The 21,633-nt window shown below is 43.2% G+C and carries 16 protein-coding genes; 10 read left to right on the top strand and 6 right to left on the bottom strand.

Annotated features, from left to right (window positions below):
- The first annotated feature begins 7 nt into the window (after positions 1-7).
- The gene (locus B2746_RS01930; RefSeq protein WP_290790405.1) at positions 8-1,303 is read left to right on the top strand and encodes an OmpA family protein; all 1,296 of its coding nucleotides are present in this window, start codon (positions 8-10) and stop codon (positions 1,301-1,303) included.
- Positions 1,304-1,345: 42 nt separating this feature from the next.
- Entirely contained in the window at positions 1,346-2,194 is an 849-nt protein-coding gene (locus B2746_RS01925; protein WP_290790403.1) for a hypothetical protein, read from the top strand.
- Between the two features lie 337 nt (positions 2,195-2,531).
- Here B2746_RS01925 and B2746_RS01920 read toward each other — a convergent pair whose 3' ends face one another.
- Positions 2,532-4,664, bottom strand: a complete 2,133-nt coding sequence (locus B2746_RS01920) for a gliding motility-associated C-terminal domain-containing protein (protein ID WP_290790400.1) — start codon at positions 4,662-4,664, stop codon at positions 2,532-2,534.
- A gap of 178 nt (positions 4,665-4,842) precedes the next feature.
- Between B2746_RS01920 and ileS the strand changes: the two genes are divergently transcribed.
- Together ileS and B2746_RS01910 are read left to right on the top strand one after the other, a co-directional pair.
- Positions 4,843-8,232, top strand: coding sequence for an isoleucine--tRNA ligase (gene ileS / locus B2746_RS01915; RefSeq protein WP_290790397.1), 3,390 nt, complete (start codon positions 4,843-4,845; stop codon positions 8,230-8,232).
- Between the two features lie 38 nt (positions 8,233-8,270).
- The gene (locus tag B2746_RS01910; protein ID WP_290790395.1) at positions 8,271-9,374 is read left to right on the top strand and encodes a TraR/DksA family transcriptional regulator; all 1,104 of its coding nucleotides are present in this window, start codon (positions 8,271-8,273) and stop codon (positions 9,372-9,374) included.
- An 87-nt stretch (positions 9,375-9,461) separates the two neighbouring features.
- On the opposite strand, the gene B2746_RS01905 is transcribed toward B2746_RS01910, so the two are convergent.
- The 3 genes from B2746_RS01905 to B2746_RS01895 form a co-directional block, all read right to left on the bottom strand.
- A complete protein-coding gene (locus tag B2746_RS01905; RefSeq protein WP_290790392.1) occupies positions 9,462-10,571 on the bottom strand; it encodes a Gfo/Idh/MocA family protein in 1,110 nt (369 codons plus the stop codon).
- A gap of 116 nt (positions 10,572-10,687) precedes the next feature.
- Positions 10,688-12,799: a S9 family peptidase gene (locus tag B2746_RS01900; RefSeq protein WP_290790389.1), complete on the bottom strand. Its 2,112-nt coding sequence runs from the start codon at positions 12,797-12,799 to the stop codon at positions 10,688-10,690.
- Between the two features lie 25 nt (positions 12,800-12,824).
- Positions 12,825-14,645 carry an ABC transporter ATP-binding protein gene (locus tag B2746_RS01895; RefSeq protein ID WP_290790386.1) on the bottom strand — a complete coding sequence of 607 codons (1,821 nt, stop codon included), beginning with the start codon at positions 14,643-14,645 and terminating at the stop codon, positions 12,825-12,827.
- A 96-nt stretch (positions 14,646-14,741) separates the two neighbouring features.
- On the opposite strand from B2746_RS01895, the gene rbfA reads away from it, so the two are divergent.
- On the top strand, positions 14,742-15,128 hold the full coding sequence (gene rbfA, locus B2746_RS01890; protein WP_290790383.1) for a 30S ribosome-binding factor RbfA: 387 nt from the start codon (positions 14,742-14,744) through the stop codon (positions 15,126-15,128).
- Between the two features lie 24 nt (positions 15,129-15,152).
- The gene (locus B2746_RS01885; RefSeq protein WP_290790380.1) at positions 15,153-16,373 is read left to right on the top strand and encodes an FtsX-like permease family protein; all 1,221 of its coding nucleotides are present in this window, start codon (positions 15,153-15,155) and stop codon (positions 16,371-16,373) included.
- Here the strand turns inward: B2746_RS01885 and B2746_RS01880 are convergent.
- Positions 16,370-17,206, bottom strand: a complete 837-nt coding sequence (locus tag B2746_RS01880) for a transketolase (RefSeq protein WP_290790378.1) — start codon at positions 17,204-17,206, stop codon at positions 16,370-16,372. The two genes, B2746_RS01885 and B2746_RS01880, sit on opposite strands and share 4 nt — an antisense overlap.
- Positions 17,207-17,347: 141 nt before the next feature.
- On the opposite strand from B2746_RS01880, the gene B2746_RS01875 reads away from it, so the two are divergent.
- Entirely contained in the window at positions 17,348-18,475 is a 1,128-nt protein-coding gene (locus B2746_RS01875) for a glycosyltransferase family 4 protein (RefSeq protein ID WP_290790375.1), read from the top strand.
- Positions 18,476-18,513: 38 nt separating this feature from the next.
- Positions 18,514-19,077: a ribosome recycling factor gene (frr, locus tag B2746_RS01870; protein ID WP_290790372.1), complete on the top strand. Its 564-nt coding sequence runs from the start codon at positions 18,514-18,516 to the stop codon at positions 19,075-19,077.
- Here frr and B2746_RS01865 read toward each other — a convergent pair.
- Positions 19,074-19,964, bottom strand: coding sequence for a DMT family transporter (locus tag B2746_RS01865; protein ID WP_290790369.1), 891 nt, complete (start codon positions 19,962-19,964; stop codon positions 19,074-19,076). The two genes, frr and B2746_RS01865, sit on opposite strands and share 4 nt — an antisense overlap.
- 84 nt (positions 19,965-20,048) lie before the next feature.
- Between B2746_RS01865 and mscL the strand changes: the two genes are divergently transcribed.
- Together mscL and B2746_RS01855 are read left to right on the top strand one after the other, a co-directional pair.
- Entirely contained in the window at positions 20,049-20,462 is a 414-nt protein-coding gene (gene mscL / locus B2746_RS01860; protein WP_290790366.1) for a large conductance mechanosensitive channel protein MscL, read from the top strand.
- A gap of 82 nt (positions 20,463-20,544) precedes the next feature.
- Complete coding sequence (locus tag B2746_RS01855) at positions 20,545-21,579, top strand: DUF3078 domain-containing protein (protein ID WP_290790363.1); 1,035 nt, start codon at positions 20,545-20,547, stop codon at positions 21,577-21,579.
- The last annotated feature ends 54 nt before the right edge of the window (positions 21,580-21,633 follow it).

The following is a 21,633-nucleotide window of genomic DNA, read 5'->3' as shown; positions in this document are numbered from 1 at the left end:
CAAAGTGATGTATAAAATAATACTGTTACTTGCTCTGGCAGCAGGACCATTAACAGGATTTGATCAGGCGGAAAAATTCCTTAAGAATGTTAAATCAAAAACAACAGCGAAGGTCAATAATCGGATAGACCGAAAGGTTGACAAAGCAATTGATAAAACGCTTGATGAAATTGAAGGACAAGGAAAAGAGATGGTTGAAACGCAGGATGCAGTAAAGGATACTTCAAAAGAAAAATCACCTGTTGCTGCAACAGGTGTCCGATCCTACAGTAAGTATGATTTTGTTGCCGGAGAGAAAGTTGTTTACTATACGGATTTTAGTTCTGATCCTATTGGCGAGCTGCCGGTTGGTTGGAATACCAATGGAACTGGTGAAGTTGTAACGCTGGATGGAATGAAAGGAAAATGGGTTCAATTGTATCAGAATGCAACTTATTTGACTGATAATAAAGATACGCTATCGGAAAATTTTACGGTTGAGTTTGATCTTGTATTAAGAAGGACAAATCCAAAAGCAGCTTTTCCTGTAATGGCTTTTGGTATTTTGGCATCCGGTACCTATTCCACCACAGCGAATGAGTTGTTGAAAGGATATGCTGCAAATTTTGCCACAGAATTGAATATTCAGCCGTTTGGAAATAATGACTCCCAGATTCATCTATATACCTATGAGAACAATAAACGATACCTCTCTACTGATCTTAAAAAATATGGAGCACTGCAAAACTATTTCAATGCTATTATTCATGTTGCTATGCAGGTGCAAAAGGAACGGCTCAGAATCTGGTTTAATGAAACAAAATTATATGATTTACCCAAAGCAATAGTTCCTGGGACTTCTATCAATCAATTGTATTTTTTGGTTCGCAGATATGGAGGTGATGAGGCTGAAGTTGGCTATACCATTGGAAATATCTGGTTGGCAAAAGGCTTGCCAGATACAAGGAACAAATTATTAAAAGAGGGGAAATTTTCTACAACGGGTATTTTGTTTGAAAGGGGTTCTGCAGTAATTCAACCACAGAGCAGTGGAATACTTAAAGAGATTGCCGGTTTGCTGCAAAGTGAAGCTGATCTTAAAGTAAAAATTATTGGGCATACGGATAGTGATGATAGTGAAGTGGTAAACCTGGACTTGTCAAAACGTCGTGCAGAAGCTGTCAAGCATGCTCTTAGAACTGAATTTGGAATCGATGCTTCCCGGATTGATACGGATGGAAGAGGAGAAGCGGAGCCGGTTGGTGATAATAAAACAAAAGAGGGCCGTGCGCAAAACCGAAGAGTGGAATTCATTAAACAATAGATTTTTCAATTACTATTAATAAACAATAAACCTTTCCAGATTATGAAACAGATCAATCCAAGAATGACCTTTTTAAAAAGAATTAAATACGCAGTTCCGGTTGCCCTATTTGTGCTTTCCTTTTGCCTTTTTTCTTATGTAAAGGCATCCCGAATGACGGATGATTTTCTAAAACAACTTGGTATCAGTAAAACAGCTGCTGACCTAAAAGTGAGCGGCGGGTTTCTTTATGGATCGCTGGACCAGGAGGGTGTAAAGAATGCAAAAAATATCGCCATGGGTAATCGTGCCGCAGTTACATCCAGTTTGTTGAATTATGTAAAAAAACAGGTTAACAGTCCGGCATTTATTAAAGAGTATAATGATATGCGCGAGAAAGAAAAGCCTCAATTATTTACACCACAAACACCGGAAGAGATGCATCAGGATATGATTAAGCAAATGAATAAATCTATTACAGAAATGGAGCTTTCTGTAAAAAAGGCGGATCCTTCCATGAAACCCATGTTTGAGAAAATGCTGACAGATTTAAAGAATCAGCAAAAACTGGCAGAGGATCCTAATAATAAACAGATCGCCAGCTATCGGAAGAATTATCCGCAATTTGTGAAAGATTCGGAAGCCGGAAACCAGCGTTCATTGAAACAATGGGAAAACAAGTACCCTTCCAATCATTTGCTTTTTGTGAAAACCCGCCTGCAGCAATTTCTGGATGAAACCAGCGATATTGATTTTGGTGCGGAGGTGATTGAAAAGAATGGAACTAAATATTTTGTAAACAAGACATATGAAAGCAAAGGGAATCGATGGAAAATGGCATTCCGGGCAGGAAAGCCGGTTGTTGAAACCGCACGCAGTTTTGCTGAACAATGGATAAATGAAATCAGGTAATACCAAAAAAGAGGAAGGGGGCTAGACAACCCCCTATTTTAACCCCTAAACCCTAAACCGTAGAAAGATTACCAGTTGACCTGGTGTATTTTTAAGACGACTGTGTCATCAGTTTTGTTTTGCTTTATAGAAGAAATAGTGTCCAGAAATTGTGCCAAAGGCGAAAAATGTGGAAAAATGCGACCTGCTTATTTGCTGTAAATGAGATTTTTAACACAAAATCTTTGAAATTTTCTCGGATAGGCCTGCCTGTTGGGAACTTTACTTCTGCTATTCAGTAAATCTACTGAGGGATTTATTCTATATTGATAACGTGCATTTTAGGATGTCCATAGTATTATCTTAGAAGCAGGAATTGGCCACGTTTTCGTATTTGTACGTTGGCTCGGTCCAGGGCTTCAAGGGTCCAGGTATAGATTCCTGCCCCCAGCATTATTCCACGTAAATTGCCATCCCAGCCTTGTTCTGCATGCTGTGTTTCGAAAACGATTTGACCAAGGCGGTTGTAAATCTGTAGTTTATACTTTTCAAAAGAATCATTGGTGACAGGACGCCACTGATCATTCTTTCCATCCATATTCGGACTGAAAGCTGTTGGGAAATACAGTCCGGCTGCTTTTCTGATCCTGATTCGGTAGGTATTACTATTGCTTCTACAGGTTCCTTTCTGCATTCGTATATAATAGGTGCGATCACTGGATTCTATGTTAAGATTAAACTGGCCGGTTGAAGAACTGTCAATTGGAATAGCTGAATTTCCAGCCTGATCAAATAGAAAGAAAGTGGTTCCGAAATCTGATTCCAATAAGAGGTCCAACTTCGAATTTGCTTCAGTCCAGATTTCTCTTGTTACGGCAGGAGGAAATTCAATATTGATTGCCTGAACTGCAAACGGGCCAATTTGTGTAGGACATCCGGCACCCCCTTTAGAGCTTTCGAGATAATAGGTTCCGGCTGGGAGTCCGCTTATAGTTTTTCCATTTCCGGCCAGTTCGCCGTTTTCTGTTTTCCATTCGAGCAGCAGGGAATTCAGGTTTATTGCCGGATTGGATATTTCCAACGCACCGGAACCGGTATTGCAGGTATCATCTGTAATCTTAATGTCATTATAAAGGATTTTTGAAGATGGGTCCAATGCCATATCCTGGAATTCGCCAGATTGTCCGTTTCTGGTGGAAGTGAGGAAATAGGCACCTGCTAAAAAATTATGGGAGATCATCCAGTTACCATCTTCATCAGCTGTTGCTGAATTGATATAGGTTCTCAAGGGACAGGGATCAGCGCAATTGGTTCCATAAAGCTGTACGATTGCACCAGGTTCTGCTTTCCCACGCAGAATATTTTCAAAATAATAGGTAATGGTATTGGTCGAAGTGGTTGTACCAGCCGGAAGGTGAATCTCTCCAAGTAGTTGATTTTGCCAGATTTCAGTTTTCCCGGCTCCGTTTTGCCAGATTGAACCAAAAATTGCATTCGTACCTTCACCTTCAGGTGTACCAATAGTAACCTGTTTGCAATTGTTTAAACTAATAGCCAAACGAACAGGAGAGCAGGGCCTGGTGGAAGATGATAACAAAGCGTTGCCGCTAATTTGAACAGGATGTTTAAGATTATTGAGTTCCAGCAATCGATCAGTACCATGTAAGAAATTATATTCAATAACTGAAGAAGCGGAACTGTTTTCCGCACCATCCAGTTTTAATAAAAAACTTCCATCCGAAATCGGTTGTCCATCTATGTTATTGGAGCGGTTATTGGAGAATTCTACAAAAAAACCAGTTGAATTTTCTTCTTCCACCAAATGAAGAATGGAGTTTACAAAGGTGTTTTTTCTGAAGCGCAGTTGCGTTGACCTTGCCAGATAAATGCCATTGTTGGCTGTTTTTTCGAGCTGACTGGACAGCCCGAATAGATTACCTTCAACCAGCAGATTTTCGATGGTGCCTGCGGGTGTATTGTTTCTTGTTTCATTCACCAATGAGATGAGTGCACCGGAAAATAAATTACCCTGTCCTTCTGCCCCAATCTGTATGCGCTGCGCATTGGTTATATGAATTCCTGCAACAGCCAGTTCAAATTGAAATGGCCCCAATAAATTCTGAAAAACAAGTCCGGTTATGGTAATATCCATTGCGTCCTGAATACGAAGAAAATGAAATCGATTAAAGCTAAGGGGACCCAAAAAATTCAAAATAACCCCTGCATTTATAAGAGGTACAAAAACACCTGAATTACGGCTTCCATCAATCAACAGATTCGAACTAAGAGGCGGCAGTTCGGTTTTGAGGTGAATGGTATACGCAGCCATGTCAGAACCGGTGAAAGTAAACAGGATACTGTCTTTTTCGAGGACTCCATTGGAAGCTGCCAATTGAATGGCATTTCTCAGGCTACCGGCACCTTCATTGGCTGTGGTTGTAACAAAAATTTGATTGGCCCGGACGATGAATCCGGTTAGCAGACAAACCATAAGGAGTCCCATTTGGCAGGCAGTGCAGGTGGTGCGCAAAAGTTTGGCTTCTCTCTAAAATTACAAATACCTGCGGTACTGGTTCACTGTGTGGAGGGTTGCCGTCAAAATTCAGTAACTTCGCGTCTATTTCGATTGTTCAATTATTATAAGTACATAAGAATCAGCGAGTTATTTTATGGCAGGCAAGTATCGTGAGTTTCAACAGTTGAATTTGCCATCGATCGAGAACAGTATTCTCGAAAAATGGACCCGGCAGCAGGCATTTGAGAAAAGTATTGCTGTGCGGGAAGGCGCGCCCTCCTTTGTTTTTTATGAAGGTCCGCCCAGTGCCAATGGTATGCCCGGGATTCACCATGTGATTTCAAGAACACTTAAAGATCTGGTTTGCCGGTATAAAACGATGCAGGGATTTCAGGTTAAACGTAAGGGTGGTTGGGATACACATGGATTACCGATTGAATTGGGAGTTGAAAAAGAACTGGGTATTACAAAAGAAGATATCGGTAAAAAAATCAGCATAGAAGAATACAACCAGAAATGCCGGGAAGCAGTTTTGCGTTTCAAGGATAAATGGGATGATCTTACCAATAAAATGGGCTACTGGGTTGATTTAAAAGACCCCTATGTAACCTTTAAAAATGAATATATTGAAACACTGTGGTGGCTGTTAAAGCGACTGCATGAAAAAGGATTGCTGTACAAAAGTGTAAGCATCCAGCCCTATTCACCGGCAGCCGGCACCGGATTAAGTTCGCATGAATTAAACCAGCCGGGTACCTACAAGGATGTAAAGGATACTTCGGCAGTGGCGATGTTTAAAGCCATTCAGAACGAAAAAACGCAGTTTCTTTTTGATGCGATTGGGTCGTCTCAAGTCTCGGGTCTCACCTCTCAGGAACTATTCTTCCTTGCCTGGACTACAACTCCCTGGACACTTCCAAGTAATCTCGGTTTAACAGTAGGACCCAATATTGATTATGTATTGGTTCAAACCTTTAATCCGTATACTCATTTACCTGTAAATATTGTGCTTGCGAAATCTTTGTTGGGTAAGTATTTCAAGCCGGAGGGAGAGAATGGAGATTTTGAAGGATACGCAGCAGAAACGAAGTTATTGCCCTGGAAAGTGTTAACTGAGTTTAAGGGCACTTCCATTGAGCATGCCCGTTATGAGCAGTTATTGCCCTATGAAGCGAATAGTCCGGTTAATGCAGGAGGTGATCCATTCCGTATACTTTGCGATGGATTTGTAACAACCGAAGATGGTACCGGTATTGTGCATACGGCTCCTGCATTTGGAGCGGATGATTATAAGGTTGGAAAAAAATATGGAATCGGTTTTCTGGCGATGGTAGATCGTGAAGGAAAATTTGTGGAGGGGTTGGGAGAGTTCAGTGGTCGCTTTGTAAAAAATTATAAGGATGATCCGAATTATGTGGATGTGAATGTGGATATAAGTGTGAAGCTGAAGAAAGAGAACCGGGCATTTAAAGTGGAGAAATACGAACATAGTTATCCGCATTGCTGGAGAACTGATAAGCCGGTTTTATATTATCCGCTGGATGCCTGGTTTATAAAAACAACTGCGGTGAAGGACCGGATGGTGGAATTGAACAAAACCATCAACTGGAAACCAAAGGCAACGGGTGAAGGCAGATTTGGAAACTGGCTGGAGAATATGGTGGACTGGAATTTGAGTCGTTCCAGGTACTGGGGAACGCCTCTTCCGATTTGGAGAACGGCGGATGGAAAAGAGGAAAAATGTATTGGGTCAATAGCGGAATTAAATGCAGAAATCAGAAAGGCGAATGAGGTATTGGGCGGTGATATAAACAAACATTACCTGCATGATGGTATTCTTGATTTGCATAAGCCCTATGTAGATGAAGTGGTACTTGTAAGTGAAACGGGACAACCGATGCATCGGGAACCGGATTTAATTGATGTTTGGTTTGATAGCGGAGCAATGCCTTATGCACAATGGGGGCTTGATCAGGAAAAACTGAAAATAGGGGCGGATCAGCCGTTCAATGCGCCATTTGAACAGAATTATCCGGCTGATTTCATTGCGGAAGGGGTGGATCAGACCCGTGGATGGTTTTATACATTACATGCATTGGGTGTGTTGCTATATGATAGTGTAGCGTATAAGACGGTGGTTTCAAACGGCCTGGTATTGGACAAGAACGGAAACAAGATGAGTAAGCGGCTCGGAAATGTGGTGGATCCGTTCAAAACCATTGAAAGTTATGGAGCAGATGCAACGAGGTGGTATTTAATTACGAATGCATCACCGTGGGACAGTTTAAAGTTTGATCAGGAAGGAATTCGCGAAGTACAGCGGAAATTCTTTGGGACATTATACAATACCTATCAGTTTTTTGTACTGTACGCAAATGTGGATGGATTTTCCTTTAGGGAGGCTGCCATCCCGCTTGCAGATAGGCCGGAGATAGACCGGTGGATTTTATCCTCACTGAATACCCTTGTCAGGGAAGTGACTGCGGCATTTGATGATTATGAACCGACTCAGGCGGGACGATTGATAGAAGATTTTGTGGATGAGCTTCTGAGTAACTGGTATGTTCGGCTTAGTCGCAGGCGGTTTTGGAAGGGGGATTATAGTCAGGATAAGATTGCAGCGTATCAGACCTTATATGAATGTCTGGAGACAATTTCCCGTTTGATGGCTCCGGTATCGCCGTTTTTTGCGGATTGGTTATTTGGGAATCTGAATGATGTAACAGGACGTCTGGAAGGGGAGTCGGTTCATCACCTAAGGTATCCGGTAGCGGATGAAACGCGGATAGACCGTGGGCTTGAAGAGCGGATGCAGTTGGCACAGGATGCATCTTCGCTGGTATTGGGACTTAGAAAAAAGGTTAATATCAAGGTTCGGCAGCCGCTCCAGCGGGTACTGATCCCGGTATTGAATCCGGCTATGAAAGAGCAGTTGAAAAAAGTAGAGGATTTGATCATATCGGAAGTGAATGTGAAGGAATTGCAGTATCTGACCGATGCGGATGGGTTTATAAAGAAGAAAATAAAGCCGAATTTCCAGGCGCTGGGCAAGCGGGTAGGGGCAAAAATGAAAGCTGTAAGTGCCGCAATTCAGGCCTTTGATCAGGAAGCTATTTCAAAGCTGGAAAAAGAAGGATCATATTCTTTGGAAATTGATACCGAACCCTTAATATTACAAATCCATGAGGTTGAAATATCCAGTGAAGACATTCCGGGCTGGTTGGTAAGTTCCAAAGGAGCACTGACGGTAGCCCTGGATGTTACGGTAACACCCGAGCTGGAGCAGGAGGGAAATGCCCGCGAATTGGTCAATCGAATCCAGAAAATTCGGAAGGACAATGGCTATGAACTCACTGATCGGATCGCTATAAAGCTAGCGGATATCGGAAACCTGGCGGATGCGGTTAAGCAATTCGCTTCCTACATTAAAACGGAGGTATTGGCGGATGAGCTCGAATTGGTAGATCAGCTAAACGATGCTACTCCTGTAGAAGTAAATGAGCAGGAGGTCAAAGTTTGGGTCAATAAAGTAACCAGATCCTGATAAAAATAGGACATTGATCACCGGAAAAAGGAATAAATATGGCAACCAACAAGAAAGCACCGGCTGGTAAATCAGCCGGATCGGCGAAAAAAGTTGCACCGGCAAAATCGGCGGCGGGAAATAAAGTAGCTGCTAAAGCTGCTCCTGCAAAAAAAGCGGCGGTTAAACCGGCCCCGGCAAAGAAAGCGGCTCCTGCAAAAGCACCTGCTAAACCAGCACCTGCTGCTAAGCCGGCTGGTAAAGCCGTTCCTGCAAAAGCTGCAGCCAAGGCTGCGCCGGCTAAACCAGTAAAAGTGGCACCTGCTCCTACTCCTGCAAAGGCAGTATCGAAAAAAGCAGAGGCGCCGGCTAAGGCTGCTCCAGTTAAAGCGGCTCCGGCAAAAGCCCCTGCAGCAAAAGCACCAGCTCCGGCACCTGCGCCAACTCCGGCTCCGGCAAATAAAACAGAAACTAAAAAAACAGACATCAGTAAAATGCCCACTCCAGTAGCCGCCAAGCCAGCACCAGCGGCAAAAGCTGGAAATAAGAAAAAGCCGGCAATCAAAACGATTCGCCAGCCAATAGGAAAGCCTTCTGTGATGAAGCCTGCTACCGTAAAGGACGACTCCAAACAGACGACGCCTATTCCTATAAAGAAACCTGCACCACCGCCAGAAAAAAGGCCAACAAAGTTTGTGGTGCCAGATATAAAAACAAAAACAGTAAAACCGTACCATCCTGATTTCACGAAAAGTGTGCTGGATCAGGAGGCACCTATTCAAACCGGACCTACTATGCGATACAGTGATGCAGAATTGGCAGAGTTCAGAGAGTTAATCAACAAGAAACTGGATGCCGCTAAAAAAGAGTTGGCTTATTTACAGGGACTGATCACCCGTAAAGATGAGATGGGTGGAGATGAAAGCGAAAGCCGTTATATGACCATGGAAGATGGTAGCGTAAGTATGGAGCGTGAACAGCTTGCCCAGATGGCGAGTCGCCAAATCACCTTCATTGATCACCTGGAGAAAGCCATGATGCGTATTGAGAATAAAACCTATGGTATTTGTCGGGTAACCGGTAAGCTGATTGATAAGGCGCGTTTGCGTGCGGTTCCTCATGCTACTTTGAGTATTGAAGCGAAAAACACGATGAACAAGTGAAAAAGTAAAAAGTTAGAAGTTAAAAGTAAAAAGCGGGAGCTGCAGATGCGGCTTCCGCTTTTTATTTTCCTCCCTATTGGATAGGAATTATTTGTAATTAATCAATTGTTTAAGTCCGGTGGCCGCTGCTTTGTAAATTGCGTCAATGATTACCAGATCTTTCCATCCTTCTTCACCATCAACGGGCACCAGGGGCTTTTTACCTTCCAGTAGGATACCCGCCATTTCATCCATTTGCGTGGTTTGATGCATGACGTGTTGGTGATTGAGTTCTCCCTTATGGGTTCGTCCTTTTATGGGGCCATAACCGGATGCAGGTAATAGTTCTGCGAATCCTTTTTCGCCAGTTATAAAGAAACGATCGAGATTATTCATGTTATAAGTAGATAGACAGGACGCTACTGCGCCGCCGGGGAAACCCATCTGGAACTGAATGGTTTCGTCAACTCCTTCTTTGAAAAGCATGGGGTTGGTTTTGGTTTCCTGAGCAGTTACCCAGACTGGATCTTCTCCTACCATATAACGGGCACCATTAACTGAATAAATACCTATATCCATCATAGCGCCACCCCCGGCTAATTCTTTATTGAGTCGCCACTGGCTGGGGTTCCCGATCCGAAAGCCGCTAAGTCCCTGAAAGAAAAGAATTTTTCCGAATTGTCCATCTATACGTTGTTTAATAAGATCAACGGTATTGGCTTCGAAATGCATGCGGTATCCAACGAGGAGTTGAACTCCGGCTTTTTTACAGGCATCCAGCATTTCTTTTCCCTGCCTGGCGTTTAGAGCCATAGGTTTTTCGCAGATAACATGTTTGCCTGCAGACGCTACTCGAAGTGTTTGTGGATGGTGTAATGCGTTGGGCGTGAGGATATAAACTGCATCAATATCAGGATTGTTTTTGATTGCATCGAAATTTCCGTAGTTATAGCAATTTTTTGCCGGGATTTGGAATTTCTCCTGCCAGGTTTTTAGCTTATCGGGTGTGCCACTGATTAATGCGGTAATCTTTGCTTTTTTGCAGGTCTGCATGGCTTCTGCCACCCTGGTAGCGTAACCTCCAAGTCCCATTAAGGCAACTTTGAGAATCGGACCATTATAGGGTTCATTCGTACAATTGATTCCGAGTTCTGCCAGTACCGGCATTGCCAGAAAAGGGGCAGAGAGTTTCGTAAGAAATTCACGGCGATTTGTCATAATAGGTGTCAGATAGGTGTTAGAACTAAGTTACGAAAGGTGTCAGACACATGTCTAACAACGTTCTAATATCTGTCTGACACCTCTCTAACAGCGTTCTAACACCTGTCTGACACTTAAAAGGCTTTACGTTCGGTTTTTTTCCAGAATACCTCAGGAACGGGTCTGTTCAGGAGGTGCTTGTAGAAGAAGCTGGCATTCTCGGCAACCAGGTGATCGCGCTTGGCACGGACATTCGCTCCAATTCCATGCCGCTCATTCGGATAAATCATCATCTCGAATTGCTTGCCCAAATCCTGTAAACGGCTGATCAGCTGAACACTGTTCTGCATATGCACATTATCATCTGTTGTGCCATGCACAATACGCAGTGTGCCTTTCAGGCGATCCGCATAAGTCATCACGGCAGTAGCTTTATACCCTTCCGGATTCTCAGCTGGTGTATCCATAAATCGCTCTGTATAGTGCGTATCATACAAAGACCAATCCATAACGGATGCATTGGCTATACCATGGGTGAAATAATCCGATCCATAAGTCAATGCCATGGCAGTCATATAGCCGCCGAAACTTCCACCGGTGATCCCAATTCGGTCGCCTGCAATCCAGGACTGCTTACGCAACCAGCCTGCCGCGCTCATATAATCCTCAATCTCGTATTTACCTAATTGACGGTGAATGAAATTCATTCCCTTTTTTCCAAAATGCCCGCTGCTTCGGTTATCAATCGATACCTGCACCAATCCTTCCTGCGCCCACCACAGTTCCGCCGGATTTGTCCGATAGGTATCATACACGGTACCCGCATTCGGCCCGCCATAAATATTAATAATCACCGGATATTTCTTAGCCGGATCAAACCCGATCGGATAGGTAATCAATACAGGCAGATCAAATAATCCATCTCCCGATTTCACCCGAATCAATTCCCTTTTCGGTTGTGCATAAAGGTTGATATCAGTTCCTTTAGAAGTTCCCAATTCACGCAAGATCTTTCCCTTCATATCAACCACCACCATCGTTGGAACAGTTTGAAGATTGGAGTAGGTAGTAATAAATTGTTTATTATCAAGAGAAATGGTCATACCCCGGAAAGTATAATCGCCAAATGAATGACGAACCATATTTTTACCATCCATTCCCACACTGTATAAATCTGTACGGGCACTGTTCTCCTTACGCGCATCAAAATAAAGACGTTTGGCTTTCTCATCTATTTTGTGAATCGCACCTACTGTAAAATCGCCGGAGGTAAGCGTTGCCAGACGTTTGCCGCTCATATCATGCAGGTAAAAATGTTTCCAGCCGCTGACATCGCTGCGCAGAATGAAACCTTTTCCGGAAGGAAGAAATTCAAACCGATCCGTATCATCCAGATCAATCCAGGTTTTCTGACTTTCTTCGTATATCAGGGTTTTAGATCCGGCCGTCAAATCCACCTTATATACCTTCAACTGATCCTGACCACGGTTCATCCAGGAAATCCAAAGCTGTCCGGCTGGCGTCCAAACCGGCGTACCAAAATACTGATCCTCTTTTGCATTGAAATCCGCCCAGGTAGTAGTAAGTGATTCCAGATTGACTACACCAATTTTTACATCCGGATTTTTATCGCCAGGTTTAGGATAACGGTTATTTTCAAGCGATCCATGTTGTCCATCTGCTACATAAATCGGAAATACAGGCATGCCGCTTTCATCAAAACGCATGAATGCAAGATGTTTACCATCTTCACTCCACCAGAATGCTTTATATCTGGAAGCTCTTCCCAGAATTTCCTCAAAATAGATCCAGGAAGCATAGCCATTCAGAACAGAATCATTTCCGTCTTTAGTTAGCTGGATTTCTTTTTTGGTAGCAATCTCCTGCACATAGAGGTTATTATCCGTTTTGGTATAGGCGAAATATTTTCCATCAGGAGAAGTCGTTTGGTTACGGGCACCAGCAACCGCAATGGCCGGAACCGCAGGTGAAGTACTACCAGCTACCGGTGCTGTATATTCCTCAGCAACACCCGTTGCAGCATTCACTTTATAGGTTTTGCGAACGTTGTTTTCAGTACGTGTTTCCAAAAAATGTTTGCCATCGATCCATTTGCTGATCATTGGCAGAGGCTTCAGGATATTGGTTGGTGCCCCTTTAAATGCCTGCTCATAGCTCACTGGTTGCTGGGCTGTTAGGATCCCCGTCAATCCCAGGAAGCAAATGCCAAGGAAGAGTTGTCTCATGTGTCAGTATTTGTGTAATTCAAATTTATTTTACCTCCTGCATATCCACTAACCGCTTATAAAATCCCTGTTGTGATAGCAGGCTATCGTGGTTGCCTCTCTCAACAATCCGGCCTTTCTGTAATACAATAATTTCATCTGCATGGCGAATGGTACTAAGCCGGTGAGCAATTACAATACTGGTGCGATGCTGCATCATATTATCAATGGCATCCTGTACCAGGCGCTCACTTTCTGTATCCAGTGAACTGGTGGCTTCATCCAGTATCAAAATAGGTGGATTTTTCAAAACCGCTCGGGCAATCGTCAGACGTTGCCGTTCGCCCCCGCTTAGTTTTGAACCTCTGTCGCCGATATTGGATTCATAACCTCCTTCTTTCTGAATGATAAAATTATGTGCATTGGCAACTTTTGCTGCATGTTCAATTGCAGCCTGATCGGCAGTGGGCATACCCAGCGAAATATTGGAAGCGATGGTATCGTTAAACAGGATCGGTTCCTGGGTTACAATACTGAGTTGATCACGAACCGAAGAAAGCGAATATTCCCTGATATTCACACCATCAATTAAAATCTCTCCTTTTGTTACATCATGAAAGCGGGGCACAAGGTCGGCCAGTGTTGATTTCCCGGAGCCCGATGATCCTACCAATGCAATTGTCTTTCCTTTTTCAATTATAAGGTTGATATCTTCAAGTATAATAGCATCATCATAGGCAAAGGAAACATTTCTGAACTCAATGCTATGGTTAAACGAAGTCAGGGTTTTTGGAGAAGCAGCCTCTTCCACCTTTACCGGCGCTTTGATGATTTCTTCAATTCGTTCAATGGCAGCAGTACCCCGCTGCACATTATAAAAGGCATTGGAGAATGCTTTCGACGGATTGATTATCTGCGTGAAGAAAACAATATAAGTGATGAAGCCGGCGGCATCCAGTCCGGCTTCATTTTTCAGTACCAGTTGTCCGCCAAACCAGAGAATCGCACACAATACCAATACCCCCAGAAATTCTGACATCGGTGAAGCCAGATCACGGCGGAAGTTCATACTGTTTCGGATATGATTTAAAAATTTATTGATTCCTCCGAATTTTTCAGAAATCAGGTTTTCCGCATTAAAAGCTTTGATAACCCGCATACCACCCAGGGTTTCATCCAGTACAGACAATAACAATCCCTGTTGTACCTGAGCCTGGTTGGATTGGCGTTTCAAACTCCGACTCACCCGCCCGATTACGAATCCCATAATGGGTAATAAAACCACCAGAAACAGTGATAACTGCGGACTCAGAAAAATCAGTGAACTAACAATGATGATCAGGGTAAGTGGTTCTTTTACCAGCACTTCCATGGCGCCGATAATACTCCATTCCACTTCGTTTACATCATTGCTCATCCGGCTGATTATATCTCCTTTACGTTGTTCGGTAAAATAACCGATAGGCAGATTGAGAATTTTAGAGTAGAGTTCAGCCCGCAGTTTGGTCATCACATGGTTTCGCATTGGCGTGAGCATACGCAAACCCATATAGAGAAAAAGGTTCTTGAAAAAGATCGAAATAATAATGACCACGCAAATTGTAGCAAGGGCCGGAACAGCACCCTGGGTATCAATCAGCACGCTCAGCTGGTACTTCATGGAATCAATAGCGGAGGAGGCGGTCCATTCAAAGGTCGGTTTCAGAACCGGTCTTTTTTCCAGCCCAAAGAGCAGTTGAAGGAAAGGAGCCAGCATAGCCAGAGATACCAGCGAGAAAAGAATGGAGAATAAATTGAACAGAAAATAAAGGGCAATATTGCCTTTTTTATCTGCCAGGTATTTAAAAACAAGCGAAAATTTCTTCATTTCACCAATTAAATAGAAACTGCAAACCTACATCAATTTAGGGTGGGGAAGCTCCCGAATTCTTTGTTTCTTTGCAGTAATCAAGCGATGACCCCTATGCAACAGGAGACAAAACGACAGAAGCAGGTAGCCGGCGAAATTCAGGGGGTACTGAATCAGGTATTCCAGCATCTTGGTCTTACCATGATAGATGGTGGTATGGTTTCCATCTCCTCTGTTAAAATGACCCCGGATCTACTGGAAGCGCGCATCTATATCAGTCTTTTTAAAGTTGCCGACCCTAAAGCAGCCATGAAAAAACTGGAGGATCGCGCCTGGGAAATAAAAAAAGGACTGGCTGCGGCCATCAAACACCAGGTAAGACGAATTCCTGAAATGCAATTCTACCTCGATGATACGCTGGATTATGTGTTCAAGATGGAAGAAGTGTTTGACAAGATCAAAAAAGAAGAAAATCCGGGTGAAACTCCACCGGAAGCCTAACCTTTTCCCATAAACCACCCCCCCTTGAATTTTTTATTCGCCTGGCGCTATTTTAAGTCGAAAAAATCAACCAATGCCATCAATATCATTGCGTGGGTTAGTGTGGTGGCTGTAATAGTAGGAACAGCATCCCTCATCGTTGTTTTAAGCGTATTTAACGGGTTTGAGGATTTGGTAAAATCACTTTATGCTACTTTTTATACCGAACTCAAGATCGTTCCGGCAGAGGGTAAACTTCTCAAACTCAGTCCGGAACAGGAAAAGGCAATGACTGGCATTCGGGGTATCAAAGCCTGGTCAAAAGTGTTGGAAGAGAAAGCGTTGTTAAAAAATGGCGAAGCTCAAACCATTGCTTTTCTGAAAGGGGTGGACAGTCAGTATACAAAGGTTACCACCATGGCAGAATATGTCAAAGTGGGTCAATTTGATCTTGGCACAAAAGAAAAACCGCGCGCTATACTGGGGGTTGGGGTAGAATCCGTATTAGGGTTGTGGAGTGATCGGGAGCTGCTTCCGATAACTGCTTATTTACCTAAAAGAGGCGCTGGCATTAATATTGCCGACCCGATGTCTGCACTTATAGCAGAAAATATTTATACCGCTGGTGCCTTTGCCATTCAGCAGGAATTTGATAATAAGTATGTGCTGACCAATCTGGATTTTTTAAAAGGACTCCTAAACCTGGATCCAGATGAATTTGGCGGTATTGAACTGGCCCTGGCAGAAGGGGCTGATGAGGAGGAAGTAAGTGCCTCACTTCGCAAAATTTTCGGTAAAGAATACACTATTCTCAGCCGGTATCAGCAAAACCAGGGATTATACAGTGTGATGCAGATGGAAAAATGGGTGATTTATATCCTGCTATCCTTAATACTCGTAGTGGCAGCATTTACTATGATCGGATCGCTAACCATGCTGGTATTGGAAAAACAGAAAGATATTCAGGTTTTAAAAGCAATGGGGGCATCCTCAGGCAGAATTCAGTCCATTTTTATAAGTGAGGGATTTCTGCTTGCCGGAATTGGAGCCGGGGTCGGCATGCTACTGGCATTACTCATTTGCTGGGCCCAACAAAAATTTGCACTGGTGAAGCTGGATGGTGGAAGTTTTGTCATCAATCAGTATCCGGTAAAAATAATGTTACCTGATTTTCTACTGGTTTCCGCTACAGTAATTATCGTTGCCTTTCTGGCGTCCTGGTTACCGGCCAGAAAAGCAGCTGCATCCCAAATGGATCTTGGTTAATAATCACCGAGTGTTTCCGGAAGCTGAGCCAGCGCTTTAGCTAATTGTTCATCATTTGGTGCGATGCCGTGCCACTCATGACTTCCTTCCATAAAATCAACACCTGCACCCATTCCTGTTTTCATTAGTAGAACAATGGGTTTACCCTTACCAGTAAAGGTTTTGGCTTTTTCCAGCATATCTGCCACAGCAGACACATCATTTCCTTTTTCAAGAATCAGTACTTCCCAGCCAAATGCTTCGAATTTTTTATCCAGCGCTCCAAGATCCATTACTTTTTTTGTGGAACCATCAATTTGCTGGCCATTCCAGTCAACGGTAGAGATTAGGTTATCTACGTTATGATGGGCTGCAAACATGGCGGCTTCCCAGTTCTGGCCCTCGTCGAGTTCACCATCACCGTGGAGGGAGAAAACAAGATGAGGGTCATTGTTCAGCTTTTTTGCGAGCGCTGCTCCAATGGCAACACTCATTCCCTGCCCCAGTGAACCACTGGCAATCCGGATACCCGGCAGGTGTTCATGGGTAGCCGGATGCCCCTGCAGTCGGCTGTTCAACTTGCGGAATGTAGCCAGTTCCTGCTTATCAAAATAGCCGGAACGAGCCAGGGTAGCATAATAAACCGGAGAAATATGTCCGTTTGACAGAAAAAAAAGATCCTCATTCCGGCCATCCATATTGAATTCAGGCTGGTGCTTCATCACCTTAAAAAACAAGGCGGTGAAATAATCAGCACAGCCAAGTGAACCACCCGGGTGACCACTGGAAGCACCGTGTACCATCCGAACAATATCGCGTCTGATTTGGGAAGCAATTTCCTCTAAACTGGCCATATTCAAAATTTGTGGGGCAAATCTAACTTATTTGGCCAGATCTTTACGGCAGAATAAGACTAAAGAAAGCTTTTTTTCGTTTATACTCTCAGGGCACAATTTTTTTAGGAGCTTTAGTAAAATAACCGGAAACAGCAGCACATGTTTGACGTAATTCTCGCTTTAACTATCGCATTTACAATTACTTTTCTGGCTATTCCCGTAATTATCCGGGTAGCAGCCATGAAAAAAATCTATGATATACCAGATGAGCGAAAAATTCATCAGGCTGCTATTCCTGCCCTCGGGGGACTGGGTATTTTTGCCGGATTTCTTTTTGCTGTTTTATTGATTGCCAATTTTCAGCAGGCCAAACATCTTCAGTTTTACCTGGCTGCTTCTGTAGTTATTTTTTATATGGGATTGAAAGATGATATCATCATCATTTCACCAGTTAAAAAATTTATAGGTCAGGTACTGGCAGCATTTATCGTGATTTATTATGGCGATTTGCAAATTGAAAGTATGCAGGGCTTTCTTGGCGTTTATGCATTACCTGAAACTTTCAGTCTTATTTTCACCTATCTGACGGCAATTGTAGTAATGAATTCATTCAATCTTATTGATGGAGTGGACGGACTGGCAGGAAGTCTGGGTTTACTTTCAACAACGGTTTTCGGAACTTATTTTGTATTCACCGGTCATATGCCGGAAGCAGTACTTGCCTTTTCAATGGCTGGCTCGGTACTTGCCTTTTTAATCTTCAATTTTCAGCCTGCCAGAATCTTTATGGGTGATACGGGATCCCTGTTAATTGGCCTGGTAAACGCCGTGCTGGTTGTGAAATTTATAAATGTAGCCATGGTGCCTGGACATTCCTATTCCATCCATGCTTCACCAGCTGTTGGGTTTGGAATTCTGATGATACCATTGCTTGATACTCTTCGCGTATTTGGAATCCGAATGTTTAACCGGCGCTCCCCATTTTCACCAGATCGCAATCACATACATCATCTGCTTCTGGACCTTGGCTGTTCTCATAGAACAATTGCCATTAGTCTGATGAGCCTCAATGCGGGAATGGTAACAATAGGATTCATCTTTCATACAATGGGCAGCACCTTCCTGATGACCCTTTATTTTGGAATATTCTTCAGTTTAATTGGAGTACTTTATCTGGTTCGGAAACGCCAGCCGCAATTCTTCGTTACTTCGAATAATGAGATCCGTAAACAATCGGGAGGGAAACTGGTTCCCCTTTCAGATTCTCCGGTAATAGAGAAGAAATAATTCCATTTCCTTAGATTTGCCCGAATAATTTATAAGCAATGACGGAAGAATTATCCATGATCCTGGACGATGCCAGTGATTCCATGAAAAAAGCGATTCAACACCTGGAAGCGGAATTAGTGAAAATCAGGGCAGGAAAGGCCAATCCCCAGATGTTGGACGGAATTGTAGTTGATTATTATGGTTCACCAACTCCAATTGCCCAGGTAGCTAATATTACTGCGGCGGATGCCAGAACTATTACGGTTCAGCCCTGGGAAAAGAATATGCTGCAACCAATTGAGCGGGCAATCATTAACTCCAATATTGGGATCAATCCGCAGAATGATGGCGTAATGATCCGCATGTTCCTTCCTCCTCTTACGGAGGAGCGTCGCCGGGAGCTGGTAAAAAGATGTAATGGAGAAGGCGAGCATTCTAAAGTGGCGATCCGCAGTATTCGAAGAGAAGCCATTGAACAGATTAAAAAATTACAGAAAGACGGACTGAGTGAAGATGCGGCAAAAGATGCTGAAAAAGAGGTACAGGATCTGACTGATAAACATATTGCACTCGTTGATAAACACCTGGCTCAGAAAGAAAAAGAGATCATGGCTGTTTAAGCCTTTTTATTCCGGTTGACCAAATAAACACCCGCCAGAATAATAAGCAGGCAGGCAATCTGAAGGATGGATATGGATTCGCCAAACAGTAATCCCCAGCCGATGGCAACAAATGGAATTCCATAGGTAACCAGGGATGCAAACAATGTTCCGGCCCTCTTCACCAGCATATAAAATATGATGGAGGCGAGGGCCGTTCCCATTACACCGAGGATGATGGACGCAAAAGTGGACATCCACCAGGTAGTTGATATTGAAGTGCTGCTGAAATCAGTAAAATAGCCGGTTTTCCAGAGAATAAATAAAGATGGCGGAATGAGGCAGGCAAAGGCAAAGGAAGCGATACTGACAGAGCCAATTCCCTTCAGGTGACGTGCTACCATATTTACATTTATACCATAACAAAGGGTTGCCAGAATAACCAGAAAGGAATAGGAGAGATAGCTAAAGTCTAAATTCCCTCTTACTATAAAGAGCAAACAAAGTCCGATAAATCCCAGGACCACTCCTGCAATTTTTGTGGCTGTTACCTGCAACTGAAAAAATAGTGCTCCAATGCTGATGGTAAAAAGTGGGGTCAGGGCATTCAGGATTCCGGCAAGCGAACTGTCAATTTTAGTTTCGGCAATACAAAATAAAAATGCCGGGAAAAAACTACCCAGAAACCCGGATAGAATAATCAACCAGATTTTATTTGGGGGAATTTCACGAAAAGATTTCCATGCAAATGGCAACAAAATCAATCCACCACTAAGCATCCGGATGGCAGCCACCTGATAAGCTGAAAGTGATTGCATTCCTGCTTTCATCAGGATAAATGAGCTGCCCCAGATCAGGGCAAGTGAAACAAAAAGCAACCAATTGAGCAGTCTGGGTGAAATGAACATAAAGCAAATTTCAGCTTTCAGCGTAGTTTGGAAAAATAATTGGATATTTAAACTATTACCATACAAAACCTAAAATCATTTATTATGGGATTTTTCTCCGATTTTAAAGCCTTTGCAACCAAGGGAAACCTGGTAGATGTTGCCATCGGTTTTTTGATGGGCACTGCTTTTACCAAATTAGTAGGGTCTTTTACAGGCGGATTAATTTCGCCCATCCTTGGACTAATTACCGGTGGAAAAGATTTTTCCAAGATGGTGCTTACAATCCGGGAAGCTGAAATGGATGCAAACAATGCTGTGGTAAAAGAGGCGATCACATTCAAGTATGGAGAATTTCTTACTGCTACCCTGGATTTCATAATTGTGGCCTTTGTGTGTTATATCTTTATTAAAGCAATACTTCGTCGTCCTCCTGTTCCGGAACCAGCTCCTCCAGCAGGACCAACGCCCACAGAAACATTGCTTGCTGAAATAAGAGATGAACTCAGGAAGAAATAATAATTCTTCTTTATATATATTTGCACGGGCATTTTGACGATTTCAAAATGCCCTTTTTTATCAACGAAAGAACAGGATTACTATGAAAAAAACCATGACACTGCTGGCAGGCAGTTTGCTGTTGGGCAATATGCTGCAGGCACAGGATGCAACTGTATCTGGATTGAAAAAAGTTGCAGAAAGGACTACTCACGACGATACCACCTATAAATACAATGCCAGAGGCTGGCGTAGAGGAGGGTTATTCAATTTTAGTCTGGCACAGGGTAGTGCACGTAACTGGGCAGCGGGAGCGGAAAAGTCTTCCATTTCAGTAGCCGGTTATTCAACCCTTTTTGCCAATAAGAAAAAAGGGAATTTTTTCTGGAATAATAACCTTGATCTTGGATATGCTGTACAGCGGACCAGTTCAGTTGGTACCCGTAAGACAGATGATAAAATAGACTTTTACAGCAAAGCGGGGCATCAGTTGAATCCGAAATGGGCGCTTGTTGGGGTTTTCAATCTCCGTACCCAGATGACGGATGGTTATGATTATGATTATCTGGCTAAAGGAATCCGCCGGCGTGTTTCGGGCTTATTTGCACCCGCTTACCTGTTGGTTTCTCCGGGTGTTGAATGGAAACCTGTTTCCTATTTTAGTGTAATGTTATCGCCTATTTCTGCGAGATGGGTTATCGTAAGCAATGATCCGTATAGTTATTATTATCAGGATGGTTCCATACCCTTGCCGGATGGCGGACAGGAAGTTCCATTGGCTGCTCTATATGGCGTAAATCCGGCCAGAAAAGTATCTATTGAAGCAGGTGCTTATTTTTCTGCCAACTTTTTCAAGGAAGTTTTCAAGAATGTTTCTTATAAATCCAGACTTGACCTGTTTTCCAATTATCTGGGCAAGCGGGATCCTTTGACGGATGTTAAGATTAGCGCGGAGCCTAAGAATATCGATGTTTTCTGGACCAATTCCATTGCGATGAAAGTGAATAAGTTCCTGAGTGTTACATATAACCTTGATTTGATCTATGATGATGATGTCAAGCAATTCGGTCCCAATGGCGATTCTCCGGGAACACAGATTCGCTCCCTGTTGGGCGTCGGATTGTCGGCAAAATTTTAAGTTTCGTATCTTTCCTGCTTCCCGGTACTTTTGCCGGGAAGTTTAATTTTTGTG

It is taken from the genome of Flavihumibacter sp. UBA7668, assembly GCF_002483205.1.
Classification (GTDB): domain Bacteria; phylum Bacteroidota; class Bacteroidia; order Chitinophagales; family Chitinophagaceae; genus Flavihumibacter.
The sequence above is the reverse complement of the archived record's forward strand: the minus strand, read 5'-3'. Positions and strand labels throughout refer to the sequence as shown.

Coding starts and splice junctions, on each gene's coding strand:
- B2746_RS01930 (WP_290790405.1), top strand. CDS start 8: ATGTATAAAATAATACTGTTACTTGCTCTGGCAGCAGGACCATTAACA.
- B2746_RS01925 (WP_290790403.1), top strand. CDS start 1,346: ATGAAACAGATCAATCCAAGAATGACCTTTTTAAAAAGAATTAAATAC.
- B2746_RS01920 (WP_290790400.1), bottom strand. CDS start 4,664: ATGGTTTGTCTGCTAACCGGATTCATCGTCCGGGCCAATCAAATTTTT.
- ileS (WP_290790397.1), top strand. CDS start 4,843: ATGGCAGGCAAGTATCGTGAGTTTCAACAGTTGAATTTGCCATCGATC.
- B2746_RS01910 (WP_290790395.1), top strand. CDS start 8,271: ATGGCAACCAACAAGAAAGCACCGGCTGGTAAATCAGCCGGATCGGCG.
- B2746_RS01905 (WP_290790392.1), bottom strand. CDS start 10,571: ATGACAAATCGCCGTGAATTTCTTACGAAACTCTCTGCCCCTTTTCTG.
- B2746_RS01900 (WP_290790389.1), bottom strand. CDS start 12,799: ATGAGACAACTCTTCCTTGGCATTTGCTTCCTGGGATTGACGGGGATC.
- B2746_RS01895 (WP_290790386.1), bottom strand. CDS start 14,645: ATGAAGAAATTTTCGCTTGTTTTTAAATACCTGGCAGATAAAAAAGGC.
- rbfA (WP_290790383.1), top strand. CDS start 14,742: ATGCAACAGGAGACAAAACGACAGAAGCAGGTAGCCGGCGAAATTCAG.
- B2746_RS01880 (WP_290790378.1), bottom strand. CDS start 17,206: ATGGCCAGTTTAGAGGAAATTGCTTCCCAAATCAGACGCGATATTGTT.
- B2746_RS01875 (WP_290790375.1), top strand. CDS start 17,348: ATGTTTGACGTAATTCTCGCTTTAACTATCGCATTTACAATTACTTTT.
- frr (WP_290790372.1), top strand. CDS start 18,514: ATGACGGAAGAATTATCCATGATCCTGGACGATGCCAGTGATTCCATG.
- B2746_RS01865 (WP_290790369.1), bottom strand. CDS start 19,964: ATGTTCATTTCACCCAGACTGCTCAATTGGTTGCTTTTTGTTTCACTT.
- mscL (WP_290790366.1), top strand. CDS start 20,049: ATGGGATTTTTCTCCGATTTTAAAGCCTTTGCAACCAAGGGAAACCTG.
- B2746_RS01855 (WP_290790363.1), top strand. CDS start 20,545: ATGAAAAAAACCATGACACTGCTGGCAGGCAGTTTGCTGTTGGGCAAT.